This window comes from Nocardia iowensis (assembly GCF_019222765.1).
Lineage (GTDB): Bacteria > Actinomycetota > Actinomycetes > Mycobacteriales > Mycobacteriaceae > Nocardia > Nocardia iowensis.
Map to the genome: position 1 here is coordinate 596567 of NZ_CP078145.1, position 22558 is coordinate 619124.

Genomic DNA, 22558 nt, shown 5'->3' on the forward strand with positions numbered 1-22558 from the left:
GGCAGTCACGGGTTGTCCCTCCATGTCGACCGGGCTCACTCCGCTAGGGAGAGTAGTAACTAGGCAGCGTAGTAGTTCCCATTACAGACCGAGAGTCCGGGCTCGCGACTCGCGGGTCGTAGATAACAGATCGGTCGAGTGCCGACAGATCGCGGGCGTCCCGCCCGGTCGGGGCCGGGGGCTGGTACGGGGGAAGTGCGGGGAGGTAACCCGTTCTGGCACAACGTAATGCACACCGGGCGGGTTCTGTCAAGCCCCACCGCTGCCTCGTTGTGGCCCTGACCTGCACAGTTGATCGCGCCGTTACCGAGTCGCATGTTAAACTGTGAACATCGAAAGGGGCACGGGACACATGATTTTTAAGGTCGGAGACACCGTCGTTTACCCCCACCACGGAGCGGCGCTGATCGAAGCTATCGAGACTCGCACCATCAAGGGTGAGCAAAAAGAGTATCTGGTCCTGAAGGTCGCCCAAGGCGATCTGACTGTTCGGGTTCCCGCTGAGAACGCCGAATACGTCGGCGTTCGTGACGTCGTCGGCCAGGAGGGTCTCGATCGAGTCTTCCAGGTTCTGCGCGCGCCGCACACGGAGGAGCCGACCAACTGGTCCCGCCGTTACAAGGCCAACCTGGAGAAGCTCGCCTCCGGCGATGTGAACAAGGTGGCCGAGGTCGTCCGCGACCTGTGGCGTCGGGAGCAGGATCGCGGCCTGTCCGCCGGTGAGAAGCGGATGCTGGCCAAAGCCCGTCAGATTCTCGTCGGTGAACTCGCGCTCGCCGAGGGCACCGATGACGGCAAGGCCGAGACGCTGCTGGACGAGGTCCTCGCCGCGGCTTCCTGACCGTGAACAAACTCGACAACGGTGCTCGTCTCACCGACGGAACCGTCGTTGCTTTGGTGCCTGCCGCCGGTCGCGGCGTCCGCCTGGGTGAAACCACGCCCAAGGCGTTCGTCCCGGTCGGCGGCAGCGCTATGGTCCGGCTCGCTGTCGAAGGTTTGATCGCCTCCGGCGCGGTCGACCGGATCATCGTTATGGTTCCCGCCGAATTCGTCGAGAGCGCCGTTGCCCTGCTGCCGCCCTCGGATTCGGTACACGTGGTCGTCGGCGGCGCCGAACGCATCGACTCGGTGCGGGCAGGCATCGCCGCCGCACCCGAGGCCGCCTACTTCCTCGTGCACGATGCCGCGCGCGCCCTCACGCCACCCGGGCTCATCGCCAGGGTCGCCGCCGAGTTGCGCGCCGGACATCTCGCCGTGGTCCCCGCGCTCCCGGTTGCCGACACCATCAAGACCGTCGACGCGGCGGGTGCGGTGACCGGCACGCCGGACCGCGCGCAACTGCGCGCCATCCAAACCCCGCAGGGCTTCGCGGCCGAACTACTGCGCGCCGCCTATCTGTCCGAGGGCGTCCAAGCCACCGACGACGCCGGGCTGGTCGAACTGCTCGGCACCCAGGTGCACACCATCCAGGGCGACCCATTGGCTTTCAAGATCACCACCCCGCTCGACCTGCTGCTCGCGCACGCGGTGCTGGACGGCGCGGACTTCCGCCGGGCGGTGGCGCAGTGACCATGCGCGTCGGCATCGGCAGCGACGTACACCCCATCGAACCGGGCCGCCCCTGCTGGATGGCGGGACTGCACTTCGACGGCGACGACGGCTGTGCCGGACACTCCGACGGCGACGTCGCCGCCCATGCCCTCTGCGACGCGCTGCTCTCGGCGGCCGGGCTCGGCGACGTCGGCGCGGTATTCGGCACCGGACGCCCGGAATGGGCAGGCGTCTCCGGCGCCGCCATGCTCAAGGAAGTGCGCAGGTTGCTCGGCGAGGCCGGCTTCGAGATCGTCAACGCGGCGGTCCAGGTGATCGGCAATCGACCCAAGATCGGACCGCGCCGCGGTGAAGCCCAGCAGGTGCTCGGCGAACTGCTCGACGCCCCGGTCTCGGTTTCCGGCACCACCACCGACGGCCTCGGCCTCACCGGCCGCGGCGAGGGCGTCGCCGCGATAGCGACCGCCCTGCTACAAGCCTGTCGCTGACCCCGCTCCGACGGACCTGAGCCGGTCCGGGTACAGGCTTATCTACCGACTAGGATCGAACGCCGTGACATTGCGCCTCTTTGACACCGACACGCGGACCATGCGCGACTTCGCGCCCCTGGTCCCCGGCCGTGCCTCGGTGTACCTGTGTGGCGCCACTGTGCAGGGCGCACCGCACATCGGCCATGTGCGCAGCGGCGTCGCCTTCGACGTGCTGCGCCGCTGGCTGCTCGCGCACGACTACGACGTGTGGTTCATCCGCAATGTCACCGACATCGAGGACAAGATCCTGACCAAGGCCGCCGAGGCGGGCCGGCCGTGGTGGGAGTGGGCAGCCACCTACGAGCGCGCCTTCGACAACGCCTACGAAACCCTCGGCGTGCTACCGCCGTCCGTGCAGCCCCGCGCCACCGGCCACATCACCCAGATGATCGACATGATGCAGCGGTTGATCGAACGCGGGCACGCGTACGCCTCCGAAGGCAATGTCTACTTCGACGTGCTCAGCTACCCCGAGTACGGCAGCCTGTCCGGCCACCGGCTCGATGACGTGCACCAGGGTGAGAGCGCGGGCGAAGGCAAGCGCGACCCACGCGACTTCACCATGTGGAAGGCCGCCAAACCCGGCGAGCCGACCTGGCCGTCGCCCTGGGGCCCCGGTCGGCCGGGCTGGCATCTGGAATGCTCCGCGATGGCCGAGTTCTACCTCGGCCCCGAGTTCGACATCCATTGCGGCGGTATGGATCTGGTGTTCCCGCACCACGAGAACGAGATCGCCCAGTCCAAGGCGGCTGGCGACGGTTTCGCCCGCTACTGGCTGCACAACGGCTGGGTGACGATGGGCGGGGAGAAGATGTCCAAGTCGCTCGGCAATGTGCTCTCGGTGCCGAACGTGCTCAAACAGGTTCGCGCCGTGGAACTCCGGTTCTATCTCGGCAGCGCGCACTACCGCTCGAAGCTGGAGTACTCGGACAAGGCACTGCACGATGCCGCCCAGTCCTACCAGCGCATCGAAGCTTTCGTGTATCGGACCGTCGACCGCGCGGGCGAGATCCCGGTGGGCAAGTGGACCGACGGGTTCGCCGCGGCCATCGACGACGACCTCGCCGTGCCGAAGGCGCTGGCCGAGATCCACCATGTCGTGCACGAGGGCAACAAGGCGCTCGAGGCGGGCGCGCTCGACAGCGCACGGGGCCTGGCCGGACAGGTCCGAGCCATGCTCGGTATCCTCGGTGTCGACCCGCTGGATCCGCACTGGTTCACCCCACGCGACTCATCGGCGGCACTTGGTGCGCTCGACGTGCTGGTGCGCGCCGAGCTCGACCGCCGTCAACAGGCGCGAGCAGACAAGGATTGGGCGAGCGCCGATGCCGCCCGCGATCGATTGCAGGCAGCCGGAATCGAGGTCACCGACACGCAAAATGGGCCGGAATGGGCCCTTGGCGCTGCGCAGAGCTCTGCGCCGGACGCGCCACAACCTGGAAAGGCCAAGTAATGGCAGGCAATTCGCAGCGTCGTGGTGCGATCCGTAAGGGCGGAACCAAAAAGGGCGCCGTGGTCGGCTCCGGCGGTAAGCGCAGGCGCGGGCTAGAGGGTCGCGGCGCGACCCCGCCCGCCGAGGCGCGCACCAAGCATCCCGCGGCCAAGCGGGCCGCTGCCGCCGCCAAGGCCAAGGCCGCGACGGCGGGTCAGCGCGGTGGCGGCCGGACGGCCGGACGCAAGAACGACGACGGCCCCGAGATGGTGCTCGGCCGCAACCCGGTGGTCGAATGCCTGCGCGCGGGCGTGCCCGCCTCCGCCCTGTATGTCGCCGTCGGCACCGAGAACGACGAGCGGCTCACCGAAAGCGTGAAGATGGCCGCCGATGCGGGCATCTCGATTCTCGAGGTGCCGCGTACCGACCTGGACCGGTTGAGCGCCAACGGTTTGCACCAGGGTGTCGCCCTGCAGGTGCCGCCGTACCGCTACGCCCACCCGGACGACCTGCTCGCCGAGGTCCGCAATTCGGCGGAACCCGCCCTGCTCGTCGCGCTGGACAACATCTCCGACCCGCGCAACCTCGGCGCCGTGATCCGCTCGGTCGCCGCCTTCGGCGGTCAGGGTGTGCTGATCCCGCAGCGTCGCAGCGCGAGCGTCACCGCGGTCGCGTGGCGGACCAGCGCAGGGGCGGCTGCTCGGCTTTCCGTCGCCCGCGCGACGAATCTGACTCGCACACTGAAGGATTGGGCCGCCCAGGGCATCCAGATCGTCGGCCTCGACGCGGGCGGCGACACCACCCTCGACGACTTCGACGGCCGCGAACCGACCGTCATCGTGGTCGGTTCGGAAGGCAAGGGCCTGTCCCGCCTGGTCCGCGAGAACTGCGACTCGATCCTCGGCATCCCGATGGCGGGACCGGTCGAATCCCTCAACGCCTCGGTCGCCGCGGGCGTCGTCCTCGCCGAAATCGCCCGCCAGCGCAGGGTTTGAGCTAGCCCAGCCGCACCCGATGATCTGCGGGTGTGCGGCTGTCGGGCATGAAACGCCCCTTGCCGCATGGCGATAGCCGCGCAGTGGCGGGCAAGCCCCGTAGAATTCGGCTCGTGGTCATACCCAACCAGCCCATCGGTCAGCCGGTCGAGCATCCGAGGGCGACGGCGGTGCTGTTTCTCGGCGCGGCGAGCGTGCTCTGCTGCGGCGTGCTCGGACCGGTGGCGTGGGCGATGGGCAAGCGCGCGCTGGATCAGATCGAGGAATCCAACGGTGGTTACGGCGGGCGGGTGCAGGTGGTGGTCGGGTACATCCTCGGCATCATCGGCACCATCTTGATGATCGTCTTCGCGCTGCTCTACCTGATGATCCTGCTCGGCGGCAACGCCTGACGCGGTCCGCCGTCGGCTCGCGCGCTACCAGTCAATCGAGGCTGGGTCGTTGCGGGTCACCCTGGTCGTCCCAGGCCGGCCATTCCTCGCTGACGCTGCCGGTCCACTGGGGTTGTCTGCGTTCCTTGAACGCCGCCATCGCCTCGCCGCCGTCGATGCTCTTGCTGACATGCTCGTTCAGGTCGGTCTCCAGCTGCCCGACCACGGCCGGGCTCATCCCGAGCCCTTCCCACAGCAGCCGCTTGGACATCGCCACCGGCAGCGGGGCGGACCCGTTGGCGATGTCGTGCGCGACGGCCAGCGCCATCGGCAGCACCTCGCCGCCGGGCAGGCAGTTGTTGGCCAGGCCCATCGCCTTGGCCTCGTCGCCGTCGAAGGTGCGGCCGGTCAGCATGATGTCCGCGGCATTGGCCATGCCGACCAGCCGGGGCAGCGTCCAGTGCGCGTAGCCGTCCGCGAGCACCCCGCGCCGAACCTGATTGAGCCCGTAGACCGCATCCCGCGCCATGTACCGCAGGTCGCACTGCAGGGCGAGCGCGAGCCCGATGCCAACCGCGTGCCCGTTCACCGCGGCGATCACCGGCTTGCGCACCCGCCATGGCGCGGGTTCGATGGTCGCACTCACATCGCCGACCCGGCTGGACAGATCCGCGCCCGCGCAGAACGCGGGCGGCGTGCCGGTCACCACGACAACCCGGACGGTGTCTTCCACATCGCAACGCTGCAGCGCGGCACTCAGTTCGGCGGCCATCGTCGGGGTGAAGGCGTTCTGCTGAGCGGGCCGATTGAGCGTGAGCACGGCGATGCCCGAGGCGACATCGACGTGCAATTCCGAACTCATGCCAGCGATGTTAGTGCACCGGAGCCGCCCTGACTCCGGGCCGAAAAACCTCGCTCAACCACGTAGTACCTTGCGGCCGATGGCGTACTTGTGCACTTCGGTCGGGCCGTCGTAGAGGCGGAAAGCCCGGATATCGCGGAAGATCATTTCGACGACCGTCTCGTCGCTGATGCCGATGCCGCCGAGCACCTGCACGCAGCGGTCGGCCACTTTGAACAACTCCTCGGAGACGAACGACTTCGCGATCGAGCTCTCGTGCCGCGCCTTCTCGCCCTTGTCCATCAGCCAGCAGGCGTGCCAGATGGTCAGGCGGCACTGGTGCAGCGCGATCTCGTTGTCGGCCAACATGAACGACACACCCTCGTGCTCGCCGATCGGCTTGCCGAACGCGGTGCGGGTGCGCGCGTGCTCGACCGCGATGCGCTGTGCGCGCTCGGCCGCGCCGAGCCAGCGCATGCAGTGCGTCAGCCGGGCCGGGGCCAGTCGCAGTTGGGCGTAGCGCAATGCCTGACCCGCTTCGCCGAGCAGCGCCGACTTCGGCAGCGTGAGGTTGTCGAACCGGACGACGCCGTGCCCGGCCACGTAGTTGCGGTCCATCGTGTTCATGGTGCGTTCGATGACGATGCCCGGCTGATCGCCGTCGGTGAGGAACAGCGTCGGTCCCGCGGGCAGATGCGGGTTCTCCGCGAGCCGCGCCATGATGATCCAGGTCTTGGCGCCATTGGCTCCGGTGATCAACCACTTGCGGCCGTTGATGGTGAAGTTCTCGCCGTCGAAGGTGGCGGCGGTGGCCAGTTGGGCCGGGTCGGAGCCGGCCCCGTCCGGCTCGGTCATGGCGAAGACCGAGCGATGATGCCCGGCGACCACCGGAGCGAGGTGGCGTTCGACCTGTTCCGGGTTCGCGACCTTGGACAGCAGGAACATATTGCCCTCGTCGGGCGCCGCGCAGTTCATCGCGATCGGGCCGAGGGTGGACCAGCCCGCTGCCTCGTAGATCACCGCCTGCTCTAGGTGGGTCAGCCCGCGCCCGCCGAGCGACTCCGGCGCCTGCACGGTCAGCAGCTTCTCCGCCCGCGCGAGCTCGACCAGTTCCTGCCGCAGCTCATCGGTCGGCCCGTGTGCGGTGAGTCGCGGATCCCGCTCGTACGGGACGATCTTGTCGACGACGAACTGGCGTACTCGATCGCGTTCGGCGGCGAGCTCGGCGGGAATCGAGAAGTCGATCATCGGTGGTCACCAATCGTTCGGGGGTGCGTGCGTCGAGCATACGAAACCGCCGCCACCTGACTGACGGCACCCGCCCTCAGCAACCTGTCAGTCGCGGGTCGCCTGCGGCGAAGCACGTATCAGCCCCGTGTCAGCGGCGCGCGACATCGTTGGGTCAACGCGAACGAGGGACCTACCGGACCTCGCCGAACCACCCGATGAGGAGAACCGCAATGATGACCGCCGCCGCCTTCGCCCAGCTGCTGATCGCCCTCGCCTTCGTCAGCATCCCGATGGTGCGCCACCGGTACGGCGCCGCCGCGAAGGCCGCCGCCGAGGCCGAACTGTCTCGCCAGGGCGTGCGCACCACGGTGCTGGCGGAGCACAACATGCGGTTCGACGCTGGCGGCCACGAGACCGCCGTTCCGGTCGCCGTCGCCCTGGTCATGACCGTCCTGGCGGCGCTGAACCTGGCCGGAAACCAGTGGGGCGCAACCCTGTCCTGGGTCTTCCAGTCGATCGTGCTGCTCGGCAACGTCGTGATCCTGTACACCAACGTGACCGCGGCGAAGTCGGTGCAGGCCGCCTTCCAGCGCAAGAACGACCCCGAACTGCGCCGTGTCGACGCCCGCGCCCTGCTCGCGGCGGCCGAAGGCGCCTTCCCGCGCTGGGTCATGCCTTACCTGCAGAACGCCAGGCACGCAGTTGTTTTCGGCGGCTCGCTGCTGGTCCTGATCGCACTACTCGCAGGTTGATTCGAACGGGCCCGGTGTCCCCACGGACACCGGGCCTGCTGAATTGTCAACGCGCGCGGGCCACCTGGCGACGCCGCGTACCGACGACTCGGCAGACCAGATAGATCAGGAACGAGATCGTGGTGACGAAGGTCGACACCGGAACGCCCGGTGCCAGCGACAGCAGAATGCCGCCGACCGCGGCGATTTCGGCGAAGACCACCGCGAGCATGGTGGCCCGCACCGGATTCGCGGTCAGCTGCGCGGCCGCGGCGGCAGGCGTGATCAACAGGGCGAGCACCAGCAACGCGCCGACGATCTGCACCCCGAACGCCGCCGTGATACCGAGCAACACCGCGAAGACGATCGAGAGGGCGCGCACCGGAACGCCGCGTGCCACCGCAACTTCCGGATCGGAACTGGCGAACAGCAAGGGCCGGTACACGATCGCGAGCACCGCGAGCACGCCGACGGTGCACACCGCGAGCAGCGTGATGCCGCTGTTGCCGACGCTGACCACCTGTCCGGTCAGCAGCGAGAACTTCGACCCGGCCCGGTCCGGGCCGAGCCACAGAAAAAGCACGGACAGTCCGAGCCCGAACGACAGCACTACCGCGATCACCGAATCGCGTTCTCTGGCACGCGTCCCCAGCAATCCGAAGAGCACGGCCGCCACCACGGACCCGGCGATGGCGCCGACGCCGACGCCGATTCCCGCGAGCAGGGCCGCGGCGGCGCCGGTCAGCGACAGCTCGCTGGTGCCGTGCACCGCGAACGACATCTGCCTGCTGATGATCAGCGGCCCGATCACCCCGGACAGCAACCCGAGTAGCGCGGCGGCGAGCACGGCCTGCTGCACGAAGTCGTAGGACAACAGGTTCGCGGTGGTAGTGAAATCGAACATCTTCTCGACGACGCCGGACAGTTTGTCGATCACTGGCGAACCCCACGCGGATCCGATTCGACGCCGGTGACCACCGGGGCTTCGGCGCGATACCCGTCGCCCGCGTCACCGTGGCAGTGCGCCCCCGCGGTACCGAGGGCGTCCATCGTGTCCCCGGTCCCGACGACCACCAGCCGCCCGCGTACCCGCAGCACATCGACCTCGGTCTGATACAGCTCCGACAGCACCGCCGAGGTCATCACTTCCTCGGGAGTGCCGATCCGGAACTTGCCGTCCACCAGGTACAGCACCCGATCCACCAGCGGCAGAATGGGATTGATCTCGTGTGTCACGAAAAGCACGGCGGTGCCATGGCTTCGCCGGCGCTGGTCGATCAGCTCGGCGACCAGCCGCTGGTTCGCCAGGTCCAGGCTGAGCAGGGGTTCGTCACAGAGCAGCACCTTCGGATCACCGACAAGCGCCTGGGCCACCCGCAGCCGCTGCTGCTCGCCGCCGGACATGGTCTCCAACGGAGCATCGGCGAACTGCTCCGCGCCGACATCGGCGATGGCGGCGGCGACCCGGCGCCTGCGCTCGGCCCGTGCCCGGAGCCCGAGACCCCAGCGGTGGCCGTCGAAGCCCAAGCCGACGAGATCGACGCCGCGCAACTGCACCCCGGCGTCGATCGTCTTCTGTTGCGGCACATAGCCGATATCGGGGTTGCCGGTCCGCGCGGGCGCTCCCGCGATCTCGGCGGTGCCCGCGCTGAGTCCGAGCTGACCGAGCAGCACCTTCAACAGCGAGGTCTTGCCGGAGCCATTGGGCCCGAGGATCGCGACGAATTCGCCCGGCGCCACGTCGAGGTCCAAGTCCTGCCAGAGCGTGCGGTCGCCGAACGACAACCGGCCTCCGTCGAGCCGGACCGCCGAAGTGCCGTACGCGAGTGCCTGCCGCGCCCGTTCGGTGTGTTCGGTCAGCGCGGCTCCCTGGTTCGTTGCGGTACTGGTCAACGCAACGCCGCGGCGAGCGCCTCGGCGTTCTTGGTCTGCCACTGAATGTAATCGACCCCGATGGGCATGGTTTCGGTCACCTCGACAATGGGAAGGCCGCTGGACTGGGCGACCGAGCGCAGCTCCTTGGTCATCTTGTCCTGCGTCTGCACGTTGTAGACGAGGGCGCGAACCTGTTTGCCGGTCAGCAACTCCCGGGTCGCGGCGACCGCGGCGGGGGCCGGATCGGTCTCCTGCTCGACCGCCTCCTGGAACTCGTGCGGCGTCCGATCCTCGACACCGGCGGCGAGCAGCAGGTAGTGCGCCAGCGGCTCGGTCTGCAGCACCGGCGTCTTCGGGTGCTCGGCGGCGAGCTTGCCCGCAATGGCGGTGATCCCGGCCAGTTGGGTCTTGAAGGTCGTGGCGCGCTCGGTGAAGGCGGCGGCGGAATCGGGGGCGAGCTCGCCGAGGCTGGTGGCGATCCGATCGGCGACCGCGGCGACGGTGTTGATGTCGTAGAAGACGTGCTCGTTCTCGTCGTCCTTGTTCGGACGGGATTCGAAGGCATCGACGGTGCGCTTGTCGCGACCGGCCACGGCCTTCTCGGCGAACTCGTCGTAGCCGCCGCCGTTGTAGACGACCAGATCCGCGTCGCGCAGCTTGGCGGACTCTACCGCCGAGGTCTCGTGCGAGTGCGGGTCGGCGGACGGGTCGGTGATGATGGACTCGACCTCGGCGTCCGGTCCCGCGATGGTGGCGGCGATATTGCCCCAGACGTCGGTGGAGGCGACGACGGAGGGTTTCCCCGAATCACCGGAGCTGCTGCCGCAGGCGGTGAGCGAGAGTGTGGCAACGGCCCCCACGGCGACGCCGGCTAACCGAATGGCAAGGCTTGTCTTCACGCGGGGTACTCCTGTGGCGCTCAACAGCTGGTGACGCACTCGAGCGGGTGACACAACGCAGCTTAATGGAAATGGTTTCTGTTTTACTTTAGCAAGCGCACGCAGCGGAGACGAGCCCGGGCCCGCCGACCGGGACGCGCGTGCGCGCGGCCGTCGACGGGCCCGGGACAAGTTATGGAACCTTCTAGACCAGCGCCTCCACCGGATGGCTCAGCAGCTGGGCGCAGCGCAGCAGACCGAGGTGGCTGTAGGCCTGCGGGTGATTGCCGAGCGAACGTTCGGCAACCGGGTCGTACTCCTCGCTGAGCAGACCGGTCGGCCCCGCGACATCGACCAGCTGGGCGAACAGCGCCTCGGCGTCCGAGCGCTTGCCGATCAGCAGGTACGCCTCGACCAGCCAGGCCGCGCAGAGGTGGAAGCCGCCCTCGCCGCCGGGCAGGCCGTCGTCGTGGTGGTACCGGTACACCGTTGAGCCACTGCGCAATTCGGCCTCGGTCGCGACGACGGTCGCGGCGAAGCGCGGATCGGACGGATCGATCAGTCCGCTCAGCCCGATGTGCAGGGTCGCCGCGTCCAGGTCGGTGCCGTCGTAGGCGGCGGTGAACGACTGGACCTCGTCGTTCCAACCCTTGGACTTCACCTCGTCGGCGATGGTGTCGCGCAGCACCGTCCAGGCCGGGTCGACCTCGCGGGCGAACTTCTGCGCCAGCGTGATCGCCCGGTCGACGGTCAGCCAGCCCATCACCTTCGAGTACACGTGGTGGCGCGGGTTGCCGCGGATCTCCCAGATGCCGTGGTCGGGTTCCTGCCAGCGCCGCTGCACCGCGGCGACCATGGCGCGCACCAGTTCCCAGTCCGCGTCCGGCAGCGCCGCGGCCGGATCGGTGACGCCCTGGAGCTCGCGGGCGTGCGACAGGCTGGCGATGAGATCCACGATCGGACCGAACACGTCCAGCTGCACCTGCATGTTGGCCGCGTTGCCGACGCGCACCGGGCGCGAACCCGCGTACCCAGGCAGCTGGTCGATCACGGCCTCCGGCGGCAGCGTCTCGCCGTACAGCGTGTACAGCGGGTGCAGCCGCTCCGGGCCGGGCAGCGTTTCCAGCACCGTGTGCACCCAGTCCAGGAATTGCTCGGCCTCGTCGAGCGAGCCGAGCGACACCAGTGCCTGCGCGGTCAGCGACGCGTCGCGCAGCCAGCAGTACCGGTAGTCCCAGTTGCGCACGCCGCCGATGTCTTCCGGCAGCGATGTGGTGGCAGCGGCCAGGATGGAACCGGAGGGGGCGTGCACCAGGCCGCGCAGAGTGAGCGCCGAGCGCTTCATCAGATCCGGCTTCAGCGGCGGCAGCTGCAACGTGCTCGCCCACTGCGACCAGTAACTCTCCGCCTGCCGCCGACGCTCCAGCTCACTGGTTTTCGCGGGCTTGAGATCGGCGGTGCCGCACCGCATTTCCAGCACGATCGGGCCCTTCGACGGGTCGACCACAGCGCGCGCGGAATCGTGGGTGCCGTCGCTGATGATCTCCCAGGACAGTCCGGGGGAGCGCAGCACCGTCGGATCGTTGGTGCCGAGCACCCGCAGGCCGTTCTCCGTTGCCTCGATGCTCACCGGCACCTGACCGAATTCCGGTCGCGGCGCGAAGGTTACGACGGCCTTGGCGTCACCGGTGATCACCCGGGTCAGGTCGGTGCGGGTCGGCGACACATCGTGCGGCAGGTAGTCGACCACTTGCAGCTTGGCCCAACGGGTTTCGACGGTCATGGTGCTGTCGATGTAGCGCTGCGAGAGCGGCAGGCCCGGCCGTTCCGGCTCGATGGTGAAGTGCCCGGCCTGCGGTCCGCCGAGCAGGTGCGCGAACACCGCGGCCGAATCCGGCTCCGGGTGACAGAACCAGGTGACCGTCGCGTCGGGGGTGAGCAGCGCCACCGAGCGCGGGCTGGCCAGCATGGTCAGTCGCTCGATCCGGGGCGCGCTCGCACCGGCCAGCCAGGTGCGCCGCTCCTCCAGCAGGAACGCCAGTGCGCAGGACACCGCCTCGGTGCTCTCCACCCGGAACTTGGCCAGGCTGTCGCCGTCGCCGACCTTGATGCCGAGGTCGGGACCGGACAGCACACGAAAGGCCTTCTCGTCGGTCACGTCGTCACCGAAGAACACCGCGGCCGACGCGCCGGCCTGATGCCGGATGGTGTCGAGGGCGGTCCCCTTGTCGGTCTGCACCACGGCCAGTTCGATGACGGCCTTGCCCTCGGTCACCTGCACGCCGAACCAGCACGCCGGACCCTGCCGGACCTGGGTCAACGCCCGGTGCCCGATCTCCGGGCTGGCGTTGCGCACGTGCAGCGCGACGCTGGCCGGTTTGATCTCGACGGTGACGCCGGGGTTGTCCGCGGCGACCTGGGTCAGCGCGGTTTGCACCTCTTGCAGCAGGTGTTTGGCGTCGTTGTCGATGGCGTGCACGAAACCGACGTCGAATTCCGAGCCATGGCTACCGATCAGCTGCACCTCGACCGGCAGTCGCGACAACGCGGCCAGGTCCCGCAGCGCGCGGCCGGAAATGACCGCGGCGGTCGTGCCGGTGAGACCGGCGAGCGCGCGTAACGCGCTCACCGATTCCCGGTGCGGAAAGGCCTTCGCCGGGTCGGACACGATGGGCGCAAGCGTCCCGTCGTAGTCCGATGCGACCAAGAGTCGTGGCACGCGCGCGACCGTCGACAGTGCACGACGAAGTTCCAGTGGCAGATCCTGTGCGCTCACGCATCCAACCTAGTGATCGGAGGAGTTTTTTCAGGGGCGGGCAGAACAATACTGGGTTGAATTCGCCGCACCGACGCCCGCCGCTGTGCGTGCGTTGCGTCCAATTCTTCGTGACTTCCCGTCGGCGCGCGCGTTGGCGCACCGATCGCGCGTCCGAGCGGCCAGGACTGGTCAGTTCGGTGGCTGCGCTGCGCGCACGCCGACGCGGGCCGGGTCGCGGGCAGCGTGCAAAACTCGTGTTACCCGGTCTCGGCGCGCGTCCGGTGCGGCCATGAATTCAGCGGGACTGCCGTGCTGCCGGTGCGATTGTGATTTTCGGCACCGCGGCGACAGGCGACCCGAATTTGCCGGGTATGCGCTGGGTGTCCGAATACTAAGCGCGGTCGCCGAGCAGAAGGTCGACGGTCAGTTCAAGGCGCTCGGTCACGTCGGTCGCGGAGGCGCGTCGGGTCAGCCAGGCGACCAGGTTCGACAGCCAGACATCGCTGATCACCCTGGCAATGGCCAGCTGACGTTCGGTGGGTTCGCCGTCGTTCATGGCGCGGGCGAAGACCCGATCCATTACCTTGCCGACCCGATCCACCTCGGCCGCCGCCGATGCGTCGGCGAACATGAACGCCCGCGTCATCGCCTCGGTGAGTAGCGGGTCGCGCTGCATCATCCGGGTGATCTGGGTGAGCAGCAGATGCATCCGCTCCTGCGGCGACTGGCCGGCAAGCGGCTTGCGCTTGCCTTCGATCTGCTCGAATTCCCGGGACAGCGCGGAGACCAGCAGGTGCACTTTCGAGGGGAAATACCGGTACAGCGTCCCGACTGCGACATCGGCACGTTCGGCCACCGCGCGCATTTGCACCGCGTCGTAGCCGCCCTTCGAGGCCAGCGCCAGCGTCGCATCGAGGATGCGCTTACGCCGTTCCCGCTGCGCGGCAGAGCTCAACTCGTCTTCGCTGAGCGTCGTGACCGTCGCGGTAGCCGGAGCGGTCGAGTCGGCCGGCTGCGATCGGGAGGGACTGGCCATTGATGAGAGTCCTTTCCGGAAACGTCGTTCGTGTACTGGCCCGAGTATCGGTTCGGCTCGGCGGTCGTCTCTTGACTTCCGCACAGCTAGGATATTAGAACATGTTCTAGGTGTGGGAGTCACGCCGGGAAGGCGGTACGGAGTGTGACCATCGCCACCACTGACGAGCATAAAGCCGTCCAGGAGTCGATGCGCGGATGGGCCGGTTCGGTGCGTCCAATTGCAACAATGCGAACCGATCCGAGTTCCTTCTGGCGCGCGTACTGGCCCGGCCTCGCCGAGCTCGGCATCTTCCGCGTCGCCGTCGCCGAGGACGCCGGTGGCGCGGGCGGGTCGGTGGCCGATCTCGCCGTGCTGGTCGAGCAGGCCGCGCACGACCTGGTCGGCGGGCCCGTGCTGACCACGGCATTGGCCAATCTGATCACCGCGGGACGGCTCGACGAGCAACTACCGTGCGGCGTCGCGCTCGACTTCGTTGTCGGAGCGGAGGTCAGCGTACCCGCCGCAGCCGACGAGTTGTTGCTCACGGGTACCTGGGATTCCGTGCTCGGCGCGGCACCGGAAACAGCCGTGCTGCTTCCGGTTTCCTTACCGCAGGGTCAGCGATGGGTGGTGGTCGCGCCGGACGCCGAAGGGCTTCGGGTGGAACCCCTTTCGCCGCTCGACCTGAGTACGCCGATAGCTCGGGTGCACTGCGCCGACGTCCGCGTATCCGCCGATCAGATATTCACGGCACCGCACGCGGTCGAGGATCTGGTCGTGGTGCTGGCCGCCGCCGAGCTGGCGGGGCTGGCCGGCTGGTGCCTGGACACCGCGGTCGAATACGCCAAGGTGCGTGAGCAATTCGGGCGCAAGATCGGCGCGTTCCAGGCGGTCAAGCATCTCTGCGCCACGATGCTCTGCCGGGCCGAGCTGATCCGTGCCGTCGCGGCCGACGCCGCGGCCGCCGTGGACGAGGGTGGCGCGGAACTGCCGGTCGCTGCGGCGATCGCCGCGGCGATCGCGCTGGATGCCGCGGTCGATACCGCGAAGGACTGCATTCAGGTGCTCGGCGGCATCGGCTTCACCTGGGAGCACGACGCGCACCTGTACCTGCGCCGGGCGGTGGCGTTGCGGCAGTTGCTCGGTGGGTCCGCGCGCTGGCGCGCCAGGGTGACCGAACTGACCCGCGCGGGTCAGCGGCGCACCACCGGCGCCGATCGGGTCTTCGCCGCCGAAGGTGTTGCGGCCGTGGACGGTAGCAGTGTCGACGAGTTGGCGACGGAGGTCGCGCGGATCGCCGCGCTGCCCGCCGACCAGCAGCGGACAGCGCTGGTCGAAGCGGGTCTCGCGACTCCGCACTGGCCGCCGCCGTACGGTCGCGGCGCTGATCCGATGACCGGCCTGCTGATTTCGGAAGAACTGCGGCGCGCCGGGCTGACCGCGCCCGACTTGGCGATCGGCGGCTGGGCCGTGCCGACGCTGCTACAGCACGGCACGCAGGAACAGATCGACCGCTTCGCCTGGCCGACGCTGCGCGGTGAGGTCGTGTGGTGTCAGCTGTTCAGCGAACCGGAAGCCGGGTCCGATCTCGCCGCGTTGCGCACCACCGCCAAGAAGGTGGACGGCGGCTGGTTGCTTCGCGGTCAGAAGGTATGGACCTCGCTGGGCGACCGGGCGAATTGGGCGATCTGCCTGGCACGCACCGACCCCGACGTGCCGAAACATCGTGGCATCAGCTATTTCCTGGTCGACATGCGCAGTGCGGGCCTGCAAGTGCGTCCGCTGGTACAGATCACCGGCGAGGCGCGATTCAGCGAGGTGTTCCTCGACGATGTCTTCGTCGCGGACGACTGCCTGGTCGGTGCGCTGAACAATGGCTGGAAGATCGCGCGCTCCACGCTGTCGACCGAGCGAGTGGCCATGGGCGGCAACGGCATCGGGCCGGTGCTGGAGGAACTGATCGCGAAGTCGCCCGCCACCGGACCGGGTGCGGAACTGCTGAACGACCGGCTCGGCGGGTTCGTCGCCGAAGCCATCGCCGGTCTGCTGCTCGAGCAGCGCGCCGCCGTCAAGATGCTGGCGGGCGGCGACCCCGGCGCACAGAGCAGCGTGCGCAAACTCGTCGGCGTCCGGCATCGTCAGGCGGTTGCGGAATTCGCCGTGGAGACGGCAGGTCCCGCCGGTGCACAGGACTCCGAGGTGGTAAAAGAATTCCTGCTCACACGCTGTTTATCGATTGCAGGCGGTACCGAACAGATCTTGCTGACCGTGGCAGGCGAGCGGATTCTCGGGCTACCACGCGACACCAACAGCTAGTCGACCAAGCCCCCCCGCCGCCCGACCGCCACCCCCCATCGAATCGCGGAGCGATACTGAGTCAATTGGAGTAAGCGTGGACTTCACCAGGGACGAGGGCCAGGACGCGGTGGCCGAGGTCGTCGTGAGTTTATTGGAGCGGGAACCGGCACGCGATATCGCGTTGTGGCCGAGCCTGGTCGAGAGCGGGCTGCTGTCGGTCGCACTGCCGGAACGCTTCGGCGGCGACGGCATGGGCTTGCCCGAGGTGTCGGTGCTGCTGACCGAGCTGGCGACCGACGCCGTCGCGGTGCCCGCCCTGCCGACGCTGGGCTTCGGGCTGCTGCCGCTGTTGTCGCTGCTGCCGGACAGCGTCGCCGAGCGGGTGTTCCCCGAGGTGGCCAAGGGCGCGGTGCTCACCGCGGCATTGAGCGAACCGGCCGCGCCGTTCGCGGTCAAGCCGGAGACAGCGGCCGTCGCGGACGGCGATTCGGTGCGGATCACCGGTCACAAGGTCGCGGTGCCCTACGCGGAGGAGGCCCGTTGGCTGCTGATCCCGACCAATTCCGGTATCGCGCTGATCGATTCGGATGCCAAGGGGTTGATCCGGGTACCGTCCCCGGTGTCCGGCGGTATTCCCGAATGCACCGTGCGACTCGATCGGGTGCGAATCCCGGCCGATCAGCTGCTGCCCGGTGGGCTCGCGGAGCTACACCGGTTGGCACTGGCATCGATCGGCGCCGTCGCGGACGGTCTGTTGAAGGGCGCGCTCGTGCTGACCGCCGAGCATCTGCGAACGCGGCGCCAATTCGGCAGGCCGCTTGCCGAATTCCAGGCCGTCGCCCAGCAGATCGCCGACCTCTACGTCGTCTCGCGCACCCTGCATGTCGCCGCCGTGTCGGCGAATTGGGCGCTGGCACAGCAGGATTCCAGCCCGGAGCACCAGGCCCGGATCGATGACGATCTCGACGTCCTCGCCTACAGCGTGGCCGCGGACCTACCCGCCGCCATGCAGAAGTGTCATCACCTGCACGGCGGTCTCGGCGTGGACATCACCCACCCGATGCACCGCTACTACTCACAAGCCAAGGACATCGCTCGCTGGCTCGGCGGCGCATCGTTCCGACTAGATCGATTGGGGGCCAGATGTTCATCGACCTGACCACCGAGCAGCGTCGGCTACGCGACGAATTGCGCTCCTACTTCGCCGATCTCGTCACACCCGACGAGGAAGCCGCGATGGCGGTGAACCGGCACGGCGACGCCTACCGCGAGGTGGTGCGCCGGATGGGTCGCGACGGCTGGCTCGGCGTCGGCTGGCCCAAGCAGTACGGTGGACAGGGTTTCGGCCCCGTCGAACAGCAGATCTTCTTCAACGAGGCGGTGCGGGCGGATGTGCCGCTGCCGCTGGTCACCCTGTTGACGGTCGGCCCGACCCTGCAGCAGTTCGGCACCGACGTGCAGAAGGACAAGTTTCTCCCCGGAATCCTGTCCGGCGATATCCATTTCGCGATCGGCTACTCCGAACCGGAGGCGGGCACCGACCTCGCCTCGCTGCGGACCTCGGCCGTGCGTGACGACTCCGGTGACTGGGTTGTCAACGGGCAGAAGATCTTCACCACCGGCGCGCACGAGGCCGATTACATCTGGCTGGCCTGCCGCACCGGATCGGTCGAGTCCCGGCACCGTGGCATCACCATCCTGATCGTCGACACCACCGATCCCGGCTACTCGTGGACGCCGATCATCACCTGCGACGGTGCGCATCACACCAACGCGACCTACTTCGACGACGTCCGGGTGCCCGCGGACATGCTGGTCGGTGCGGAGAACGCGGGCTGGCGGCTGATCACCACCCAGCTCAACCACGAGCGGGTCAGCCTCGGCCCGTCCGGCAAGATCGAGCAGCTCTACGATCGGGTGCGCGACTGGGCGCAGCCGCGCGGCGTGCTCGGCGAAACCGATGTGCGCCGCTCACTCGGCCGCATCCACGCCATGGTCCGGTTGAACGAGCTGCTGAACTGGCAGGTGGCCGCGACCGTAGACGGCGATCAGTCCAGCGTGATCGCCGACGCGTCGGCCACCAAGGTGTTCTCCACCGAATCGCTGCAGGAAGCCGGTCGGCTCGCCGAGGAGATCGTCGGGCGCTACGGCGATCCCGCCGAACCGGGCACCGCCGAGCTGCTCACCTGGCTGGATCGGCGGACCAAACAGAACCTGGTGGTGACCTTCGGCGGCGGCGTCAACGAGGTGATGCGCGAACTGGTCGCCACGGCCGGGCTGCGGTTGCCGCGAGTACCTAGATAGCTACAGGCAGTGCAAGTCGAGAAGGAGCCGCGCGTGCCGGAAACCATCAGTCCGGAAGCGATAGTCGCCGAGGCCGAACGGATCAAGGCGGCCGGTGATTGCGCGCCGCGTCTCGGGCGCGACCCGGTGAACCAGCCGATGATCAACAACTGGGTGGAGGCGCTGGGCGATACCAATCCGATCTACGTCGACGAGGCGGCCGCCAGGGATGCCGGGCACCCCGGCATCGTGGCGCCGCCCGCGATGGCGCAGGTATGGACCATGTTCGGGCTCAACGGTTTCCGCCCGGACGACGATCCGATGGGCAAGGCGACCGAGCTGCTCGATGCCGCCGGGTACACCTCGGTCGTCGCGACCGATTGTCAGCAGACCTATCACCGGTACCTCAACGTCGGCGAGCAGGTGTCGGTGACCAGCCGGTTGTCCGACATCCGCGGTCCGAAGCGGACCGCGCTGGGGGAGGGCTGGTTCATCACCTTCCAGACCAGCTGGCAAGTCGGTGACGAGGTCGTCGCCGAAATGTTGTTCCGGTTGCTGAAATTCGCACCCGGCACCGGTCCCGCGCCGGAAGCGCCTGCGGGGGAACGGGTCACGCCGCTGGTCTCGTTGGATACCGAGTTCTTCTGGGCGGGAACGAAAGCGGGGGAGCTGCGGATCCAGCGGTTACCGGACGGCTCGCTGCGGCATCCACCGATTCCGGCCCTGTGGAAGGACAAGTCGGAACAGACCGACTACGTGGTTGCCTCGGGACGCGGCACGGTATTCAGCTACGTCGTGCACCATGCGCCGAAAGTGCCCGGGCGGCAACTGCCGTTCGTCGTCGCGCTCGTCGAATTGGAAGAAGGGGTGCGGATGCTCGGGGAACTGCGCGGTATCGAACCCGCCGATGTACAGGTCGGGCTCCCGGTCCAGGTGGGTTTCGAGAAACTCGACGACGCGGCCACTCTGCCGTTCTGGCAGGTGACGGCATGACGGCGATTGTCGAGCCGACCTCGATCCAGATCGGCACCACGCTACCCGACCTGGTGATCACCGCCGATCCGACCTTTGTGATCAGTACGGCCCTGGCCACCAGGGACTTTCAGGACGTGCACCACGACAGGGACAAGGCGGTCGCCCGCGGTTCCAAGGACATCTTCGTCAATATCCTCACCGACACCGGCCTGGTGCAGCGGTTCGTCACCGATTGGGCCGGGCCGCGCGCCCGGGTGAAGTCGATCGCGCTGCGCCTGGGCGTGCCGCTGTATGCCGGTGACACGCTTACGCTGACCGGCACGGTAAGCGCCATCGAGGGCGACGACATCCACATCGACGTGGTCGGCAAGGACCGTCTCGGCGACCACATCACGGCGAAAGCCGTTATCGCGTACCGGAGTTCGCATGAGTGAGCCGAGCATCTCGGGCCGCGCGGCCATTGTCGGCATCGGCGCCACCGACTTCTCCAAGGATTCCGGGCGCAGCGAATTGCGCCTGGCCGCCGAAGCGGTCACCGCCGCGCTGGCCGACGCGGGCCTGACACCGGCCGATGTCGACGGCCTGACCACCTTCACGATGGACACCAACACCCAGGCCGCCGTCGCCCGCGCGGTCGGCATCCCGCAGCTGAAGTTCTTCAGCCACATCGGTTATGGCGGCGGCGCGGCCTGCGCCACCATCCAGCAGGCCGCCATGGCGGTGGCCACCGGCGTCGCCGATGTGGTGGTGGCCTACCGCGCCTTCAACGAACGCTCGGTGTCCCGGTTCGGGCAGTTCTCCACCGCGCTTGCCACCGCGCCCACCTCCTCGGGGATCGACGCGGGCTGGTCTTATCCCCAAGGTTTGGGTACTCCCGCCGCACAGGTCGCGATGGTGGCGCGGCGCTATATGCACGTATACGGCGCCACCAGTGCGGATTTCGGCCGAGTCGCGGTGGCCGACCGCAAGCATGCCGCGGTGAATCCGGCCGCCTTCTTCTACGGCAAGCCGATCACCCTGGCGGACCATCAGAATTCCCGGTGGATCGCCGAACCCCTGCACCTGCTGGACTGCTGCCAGGAGTCCGACGGTGGTGTCGCCATCGTCGTCACGAGTGTCGAACGGGCCCGCGATCTGCCACAGCGTGCCGCGGTCATCACCGCCGCCGCCCAGGGTTCCGGCGCCGACCAATACGTCATGACCAGCTATTACCGCGATGCCATGACCGGACTGCCGGAGATGGGCCTGGTCGGTGACCAACTCTGGGCGCAAAGTGGTTTGCGCCCAGCCGATATGCAAGCCGCCATCCTCTACGACCACTTCACCCCGTTCGTCCTCATGCAGCTGGAAGAACTCGGTTTCTGCGGCCGCGGCGAGGCCAAGGACTTCATCGCCGACGGTGCGATCGAAGTCGGCGGCAGGCTTCCGCTGAATACCCACGGTGGACAGCTCGGCGAGGCGTATATCCACGGGATGAACGGAATCGCCGAGGCGGTCAGGCAGATTCGCGGTACCTCCGTGAACCCTGTGGACAACTTGGCGAACATCCTGGTCACCGCGGGCACCGGCGTACCGACATCGGGCTTGGTGCTCAGCGCGAACTGAGGAGTGAGCTAGCGGATCGGCGTTCCCGGCTGATCGTGTGTGGCGCAGTGGATTCCGCCACCGCCCGCGGCGATATCGTCGATCGGAACCGGGACGACGTCCCGGCCCGGAAAGTGATCCCGCAGGATGCCCTGCGCACGGTCGTCGGCCCGCCGGTCACCGAATTCGGGCAGGAACACCGCGCCGTTGGCGATATAGAAGTTCGCGTAGCTGGACACGAACTCATCGCCCTCGCCGGTGATCCGGTCCGGATCGGGCTGGGGCAGGTCGATGACCTCGAGCTTGCGTCCGCGCGCGTCGGTGGCCTGCGCGAGCACCTGCCTCGCCTGGTCACCCGAGCGTGACCACGAGTCGGCGGGCGACCCCGGAAACGCGGTGTCCAGCAGCACGATTCCGGGTGCCACGTAGCGGACCAGGCAGTCGATGTGGGCGTCGGTGATGTCCTCGCCGCGGACACCGGCGAACCAGATCACCTTCTCGATGCCGAGGGTCTGCTTCAACTCGGCTTCGAGCTGGTCGCGGCTCTTGCCGGGATTGCGATTGTCGTTGACGATCGAGCTCTCGGTGACGAGCAGGGTGCCCTGGCCGTCGGTTTCCAGCGCACCGCCTTCGGAGACGAAGGGCGCTTGGTAGCGGGGAATCTGGTAGCGCGACAGCAGCTTCTGGCCGAGCGGGCCGTCATTGTCGTGGGGCTGCTTGTTGCCCCAGCCGCTGAAGTTCAGGTCGACGCCGACGACCTTGCCCGCTTGCTCGACGAAGACGGGGATGGTGTCGCGGGCCCAGAGATCGTCCACCGCGAGCGGAATCACTTCGACGCCGTTGCCGCACGCACGCTGAGCCGCGTCGCGCTGGTCGTCCCTGGCCAGCATGACCACCTGCTCGTACTCGGCGATCGCGCGCGCCAGCCCCGCGATGTCCGCACGAACATCGCCGAGGTAGGGACCCCAGACCGCCTCCTGCGCGGGCCACGCCATGTAGGTGCGCGCGTGGCTCTCCCACTCGGCGCCGAATCGACCACCGGGCCCCGCCTGCTCAGGGGCAGGCGGCTCGGCCGATCCGCATGCCGAGGCGCCCGCGGCGAGCAAGCCTGCTCCGGCAAGGACGCTGAAGACGGATCGGCGAGACATGAGGTTCTCCATCACGGGCTCCGGTAGTCGATGATGCTGGCGGCAAATCCTGACTGAAAT

The 22558-nt window shown here is 68.1% G+C and carries 21 protein-coding genes; 13 read left to right on the forward strand and 8 right to left on the reverse strand.

Features of this window, described 5'->3' with window-relative positions; genetic code table 11:
• Positions 1-352: 352 nt before the first annotated feature.
• The 6 genes from carD (at position 353) to KV110_RS02865 (ending at position 4900) form a co-directional block, all read left to right on the forward strand.
• A complete protein-coding gene (carD, locus tag KV110_RS02840) occupies positions 353-841 on the forward strand; it encodes an RNA polymerase-binding transcription factor CarD (protein ID WP_011206964.1) in 489 nt (162 codons plus the stop codon).
• A 2-nt stretch (positions 842-843) separates the two neighbouring features.
• Positions 844-1569 carry a 2-C-methyl-D-erythritol 4-phosphate cytidylyltransferase gene (gene ispD, locus KV110_RS02845; RefSeq protein ID WP_218473076.1) on the forward strand — a complete coding sequence of 242 codons (726 nt, stop codon included), beginning with the start codon at positions 844-846 and terminating at the stop codon, positions 1567-1569.
• 2 nt (positions 1570-1571) lie between these two features.
• Entirely contained in the window at positions 1572-2039 is a 468-nt protein-coding gene (gene ispF, locus KV110_RS02850) for a 2-C-methyl-D-erythritol 2,4-cyclodiphosphate synthase (protein ID WP_218478133.1), read from the forward strand.
• Between the two features lie 64 nt (positions 2040-2103).
• Positions 2104-3534: a cysteine--tRNA ligase gene (gene cysS / locus KV110_RS02855; protein WP_218473077.1), complete on the forward strand. Its 1431-nt coding sequence runs from the start codon at positions 2104-2106 to the stop codon at positions 3532-3534.
• Positions 3534-4508, forward strand: a complete 975-nt coding sequence (gene rlmB / locus KV110_RS02860) for a 23S rRNA (guanosine(2251)-2'-O)-methyltransferase RlmB (RefSeq protein ID WP_218473078.1) — start codon at positions 3534-3536, stop codon at positions 4506-4508. Before cysS ends, rlmB begins: the two co-directional genes overlap by 1 nt.
• Positions 4509-4621: 113 nt before the next feature.
• Positions 4622-4900, forward strand: coding sequence for a DUF4190 domain-containing protein (locus tag KV110_RS02865; protein ID WP_218473079.1), 279 nt, complete (start codon positions 4622-4624; stop codon positions 4898-4900).
• A gap of 31 nt (positions 4901-4931) precedes the next feature.
• Here KV110_RS02865 and KV110_RS02870 read toward each other — a convergent pair whose 3' ends face one another.
• Positions 4932-5741 carry an enoyl-CoA hydratase/isomerase family protein gene (locus tag KV110_RS02870; protein WP_218473086.1) on the reverse strand — a complete coding sequence of 270 codons (810 nt, stop codon included), beginning with the start codon at positions 5739-5741 and terminating at the stop codon, positions 4932-4934.
• Positions 5742-5795: 54 nt separating this feature from the next.
• Positions 5796-6968 carry an acyl-CoA dehydrogenase family protein gene (locus KV110_RS02875; protein ID WP_218473087.1) on the reverse strand — a complete coding sequence of 391 codons (1173 nt, stop codon included), beginning with the start codon at positions 6966-6968 and terminating at the stop codon, positions 5796-5798.
• Between the two features lie 212 nt (positions 6969-7180).
• Between KV110_RS02875 and KV110_RS02880 the strand changes: the two genes are divergently transcribed.
• Positions 7181-7702: a hypothetical protein gene (locus tag KV110_RS02880; protein ID WP_218473094.1), complete on the forward strand. Its 522-nt coding sequence runs from the start codon at positions 7181-7183 to the stop codon at positions 7700-7702.
• Positions 7703-7748: 46 nt separating this feature from the next.
• Here the strand turns inward: KV110_RS02880 and KV110_RS02885 are convergent, their stop codons facing one another.
• From KV110_RS02885 to kstR, 5 genes are all read right to left on the reverse strand, one after another.
• A complete protein-coding gene (locus KV110_RS02885; protein WP_218478135.1) occupies positions 7749-8585 on the reverse strand; it encodes a metal ABC transporter permease in 837 nt (278 codons plus the stop codon).
• Between the two features lie 29 nt (positions 8586-8614).
• Positions 8615-9466 (reverse strand): metal ABC transporter ATP-binding protein, encoded by an 852-nt coding sequence (locus KV110_RS02890; RefSeq protein ID WP_246634672.1) that lies wholly within the window; start codon positions 9464-9466, stop codon positions 8615-8617.
• Between the two features lie 104 nt (positions 9467-9570).
• Positions 9571-10455, reverse strand: a complete 885-nt coding sequence (locus tag KV110_RS02895) for a metal ABC transporter solute-binding protein, Zn/Mn family (RefSeq protein ID WP_218473102.1) — start codon at positions 10453-10455, stop codon at positions 9571-9573.
• A 184-nt stretch (positions 10456-10639) separates the two neighbouring features.
• The gene (gene otsB / locus KV110_RS02900) at positions 10640-13210 is read right to left on the reverse strand and encodes a trehalose-phosphatase (protein WP_218473103.1); all 2571 of its coding nucleotides are present in this window, start codon (positions 13208-13210) and stop codon (positions 10640-10642) included.
• Between the two features lie 373 nt (positions 13211-13583).
• Positions 13584-14228, reverse strand: coding sequence for a cholesterol catabolism transcriptional regulator KstR (gene kstR, locus KV110_RS02905; RefSeq protein ID WP_218473105.1), 645 nt, complete (start codon positions 14226-14228; stop codon positions 13584-13586).
• Positions 14229-14372: 144 nt separating this feature from the next.
• Between kstR and KV110_RS02910 the strand changes: the two genes are divergently transcribed.
• The 6 genes from KV110_RS02910 (at position 14373) to KV110_RS02935 (ending at position 21371) form a co-directional block, all read left to right on the forward strand.
• Entirely contained in the window at positions 14373-16526 is a 2154-nt protein-coding gene (locus tag KV110_RS02910; protein ID WP_218473107.1) for an acyl-CoA dehydrogenase family protein, read from the forward strand.
• A 76-nt stretch (positions 16527-16602) separates the two neighbouring features.
• Positions 16603-17667, forward strand: a complete 1065-nt coding sequence (locus KV110_RS02915) for an acyl-CoA dehydrogenase family protein (protein ID WP_218473109.1) — start codon at positions 16603-16605, stop codon at positions 17665-17667.
• Complete coding sequence (locus KV110_RS02920; RefSeq protein WP_218473111.1) at positions 17652-18812, forward strand: acyl-CoA dehydrogenase family protein; 1161 nt, start codon at positions 17652-17654, stop codon at positions 18810-18812. Before KV110_RS02915 ends, KV110_RS02920 begins: the two co-directional genes overlap by 16 nt.
• 45 nt (positions 18813-18857) lie before the next feature.
• Positions 18858-19784, forward strand: a complete 927-nt coding sequence (locus KV110_RS02925) for a bifunctional MaoC family dehydratase N-terminal/OB-fold nucleic acid binding domain-containing protein (RefSeq protein ID WP_218478138.1) — start codon at positions 18858-18860, stop codon at positions 19782-19784.
• A complete protein-coding gene (locus KV110_RS02930) occupies positions 19781-20200 on the forward strand; it encodes a MaoC family dehydratase (protein ID WP_218473113.1) in 420 nt (139 codons plus the stop codon). The genes KV110_RS02925 and KV110_RS02930 overlap by 4 nt, the downstream gene beginning before the upstream one ends.
• Complete coding sequence (locus KV110_RS02935) at positions 20193-21371, forward strand: lipid-transfer protein (RefSeq protein ID WP_218473114.1); 1179 nt, start codon at positions 20193-20195, stop codon at positions 21369-21371. Before KV110_RS02930 ends, KV110_RS02935 begins: the two co-directional genes overlap by 8 nt.
• 8 nt (positions 21372-21379) lie before the next feature.
• Here the strand turns inward: KV110_RS02935 and KV110_RS02940 are convergent, their stop codons facing one another.
• On the reverse strand, positions 21380-22498 hold the full coding sequence (locus KV110_RS02940; protein WP_218473116.1) for an agmatine deiminase family protein: 1119 nt from the start codon (positions 22496-22498) through the stop codon (positions 21380-21382).
• Between the last annotated feature and the right edge of the window lie 60 nt (positions 22499-22558).

Excerpts from the sequence above, each read along its gene's own strand:
- carD (WP_011206964.1), top strand. The coding sequence starts at position 353 with ATGATTTTTAAGGTCGGAGACACCGTCGTTTACCCCCACCACGGAGCG.
- ispF (WP_218478133.1), top strand. The coding sequence starts at position 1,572 with ATGCGCGTCGGCATCGGCAGCGACGTACACCCCATCGAACCGGGCCGC.
- rlmB (WP_218473078.1), top strand. The coding sequence starts at position 3,534 with ATGGCAGGCAATTCGCAGCGTCGTGGTGCGATCCGTAAGGGCGGAACC.
- KV110_RS02870 (WP_218473086.1), bottom strand. The coding sequence starts at position 5,741 with ATGAGTTCGGAATTGCACGTCGATGTCGCCTCGGGCATCGCCGTGCTC.
- KV110_RS02875 (WP_218473087.1), bottom strand. The coding sequence starts at position 6,968 with ATGATCGACTTCTCGATTCCCGCCGAGCTCGCCGCCGAACGCGATCGA.
- KV110_RS02880 (WP_218473094.1), top strand. The coding sequence starts at position 7,181 with ATGATGACCGCCGCCGCCTTCGCCCAGCTGCTGATCGCCCTCGCCTTC.
- KV110_RS02885 (WP_218478135.1), bottom strand. The coding sequence starts at position 8,585 with ATGTTCGATTTCACTACCACCGCGAACCTGTTGTCCTACGACTTCGTG.
- kstR (WP_218473105.1), bottom strand. The coding sequence starts at position 14,228 with ATGGCCAGTCCCTCCCGATCGCAGCCGGCCGACTCGACCGCTCCGGCT.
- KV110_RS02920 (WP_218473111.1), top strand. The coding sequence starts at position 17,652 with ATGTTCATCGACCTGACCACCGAGCAGCGTCGGCTACGCGACGAATTG.
- KV110_RS02930 (WP_218473113.1), top strand. The coding sequence starts at position 19,781 with ATGACGGCGATTGTCGAGCCGACCTCGATCCAGATCGGCACCACGCTA.
- KV110_RS02935 (WP_218473114.1), top strand. The coding sequence starts at position 20,193 with ATGAGTGAGCCGAGCATCTCGGGCCGCGCGGCCATTGTCGGCATCGGC.
- KV110_RS02940 (WP_218473116.1), bottom strand. The coding sequence starts at position 22,498 with ATGTCTCGCCGATCCGTCTTCAGCGTCCTTGCCGGAGCAGGCTTGCTC.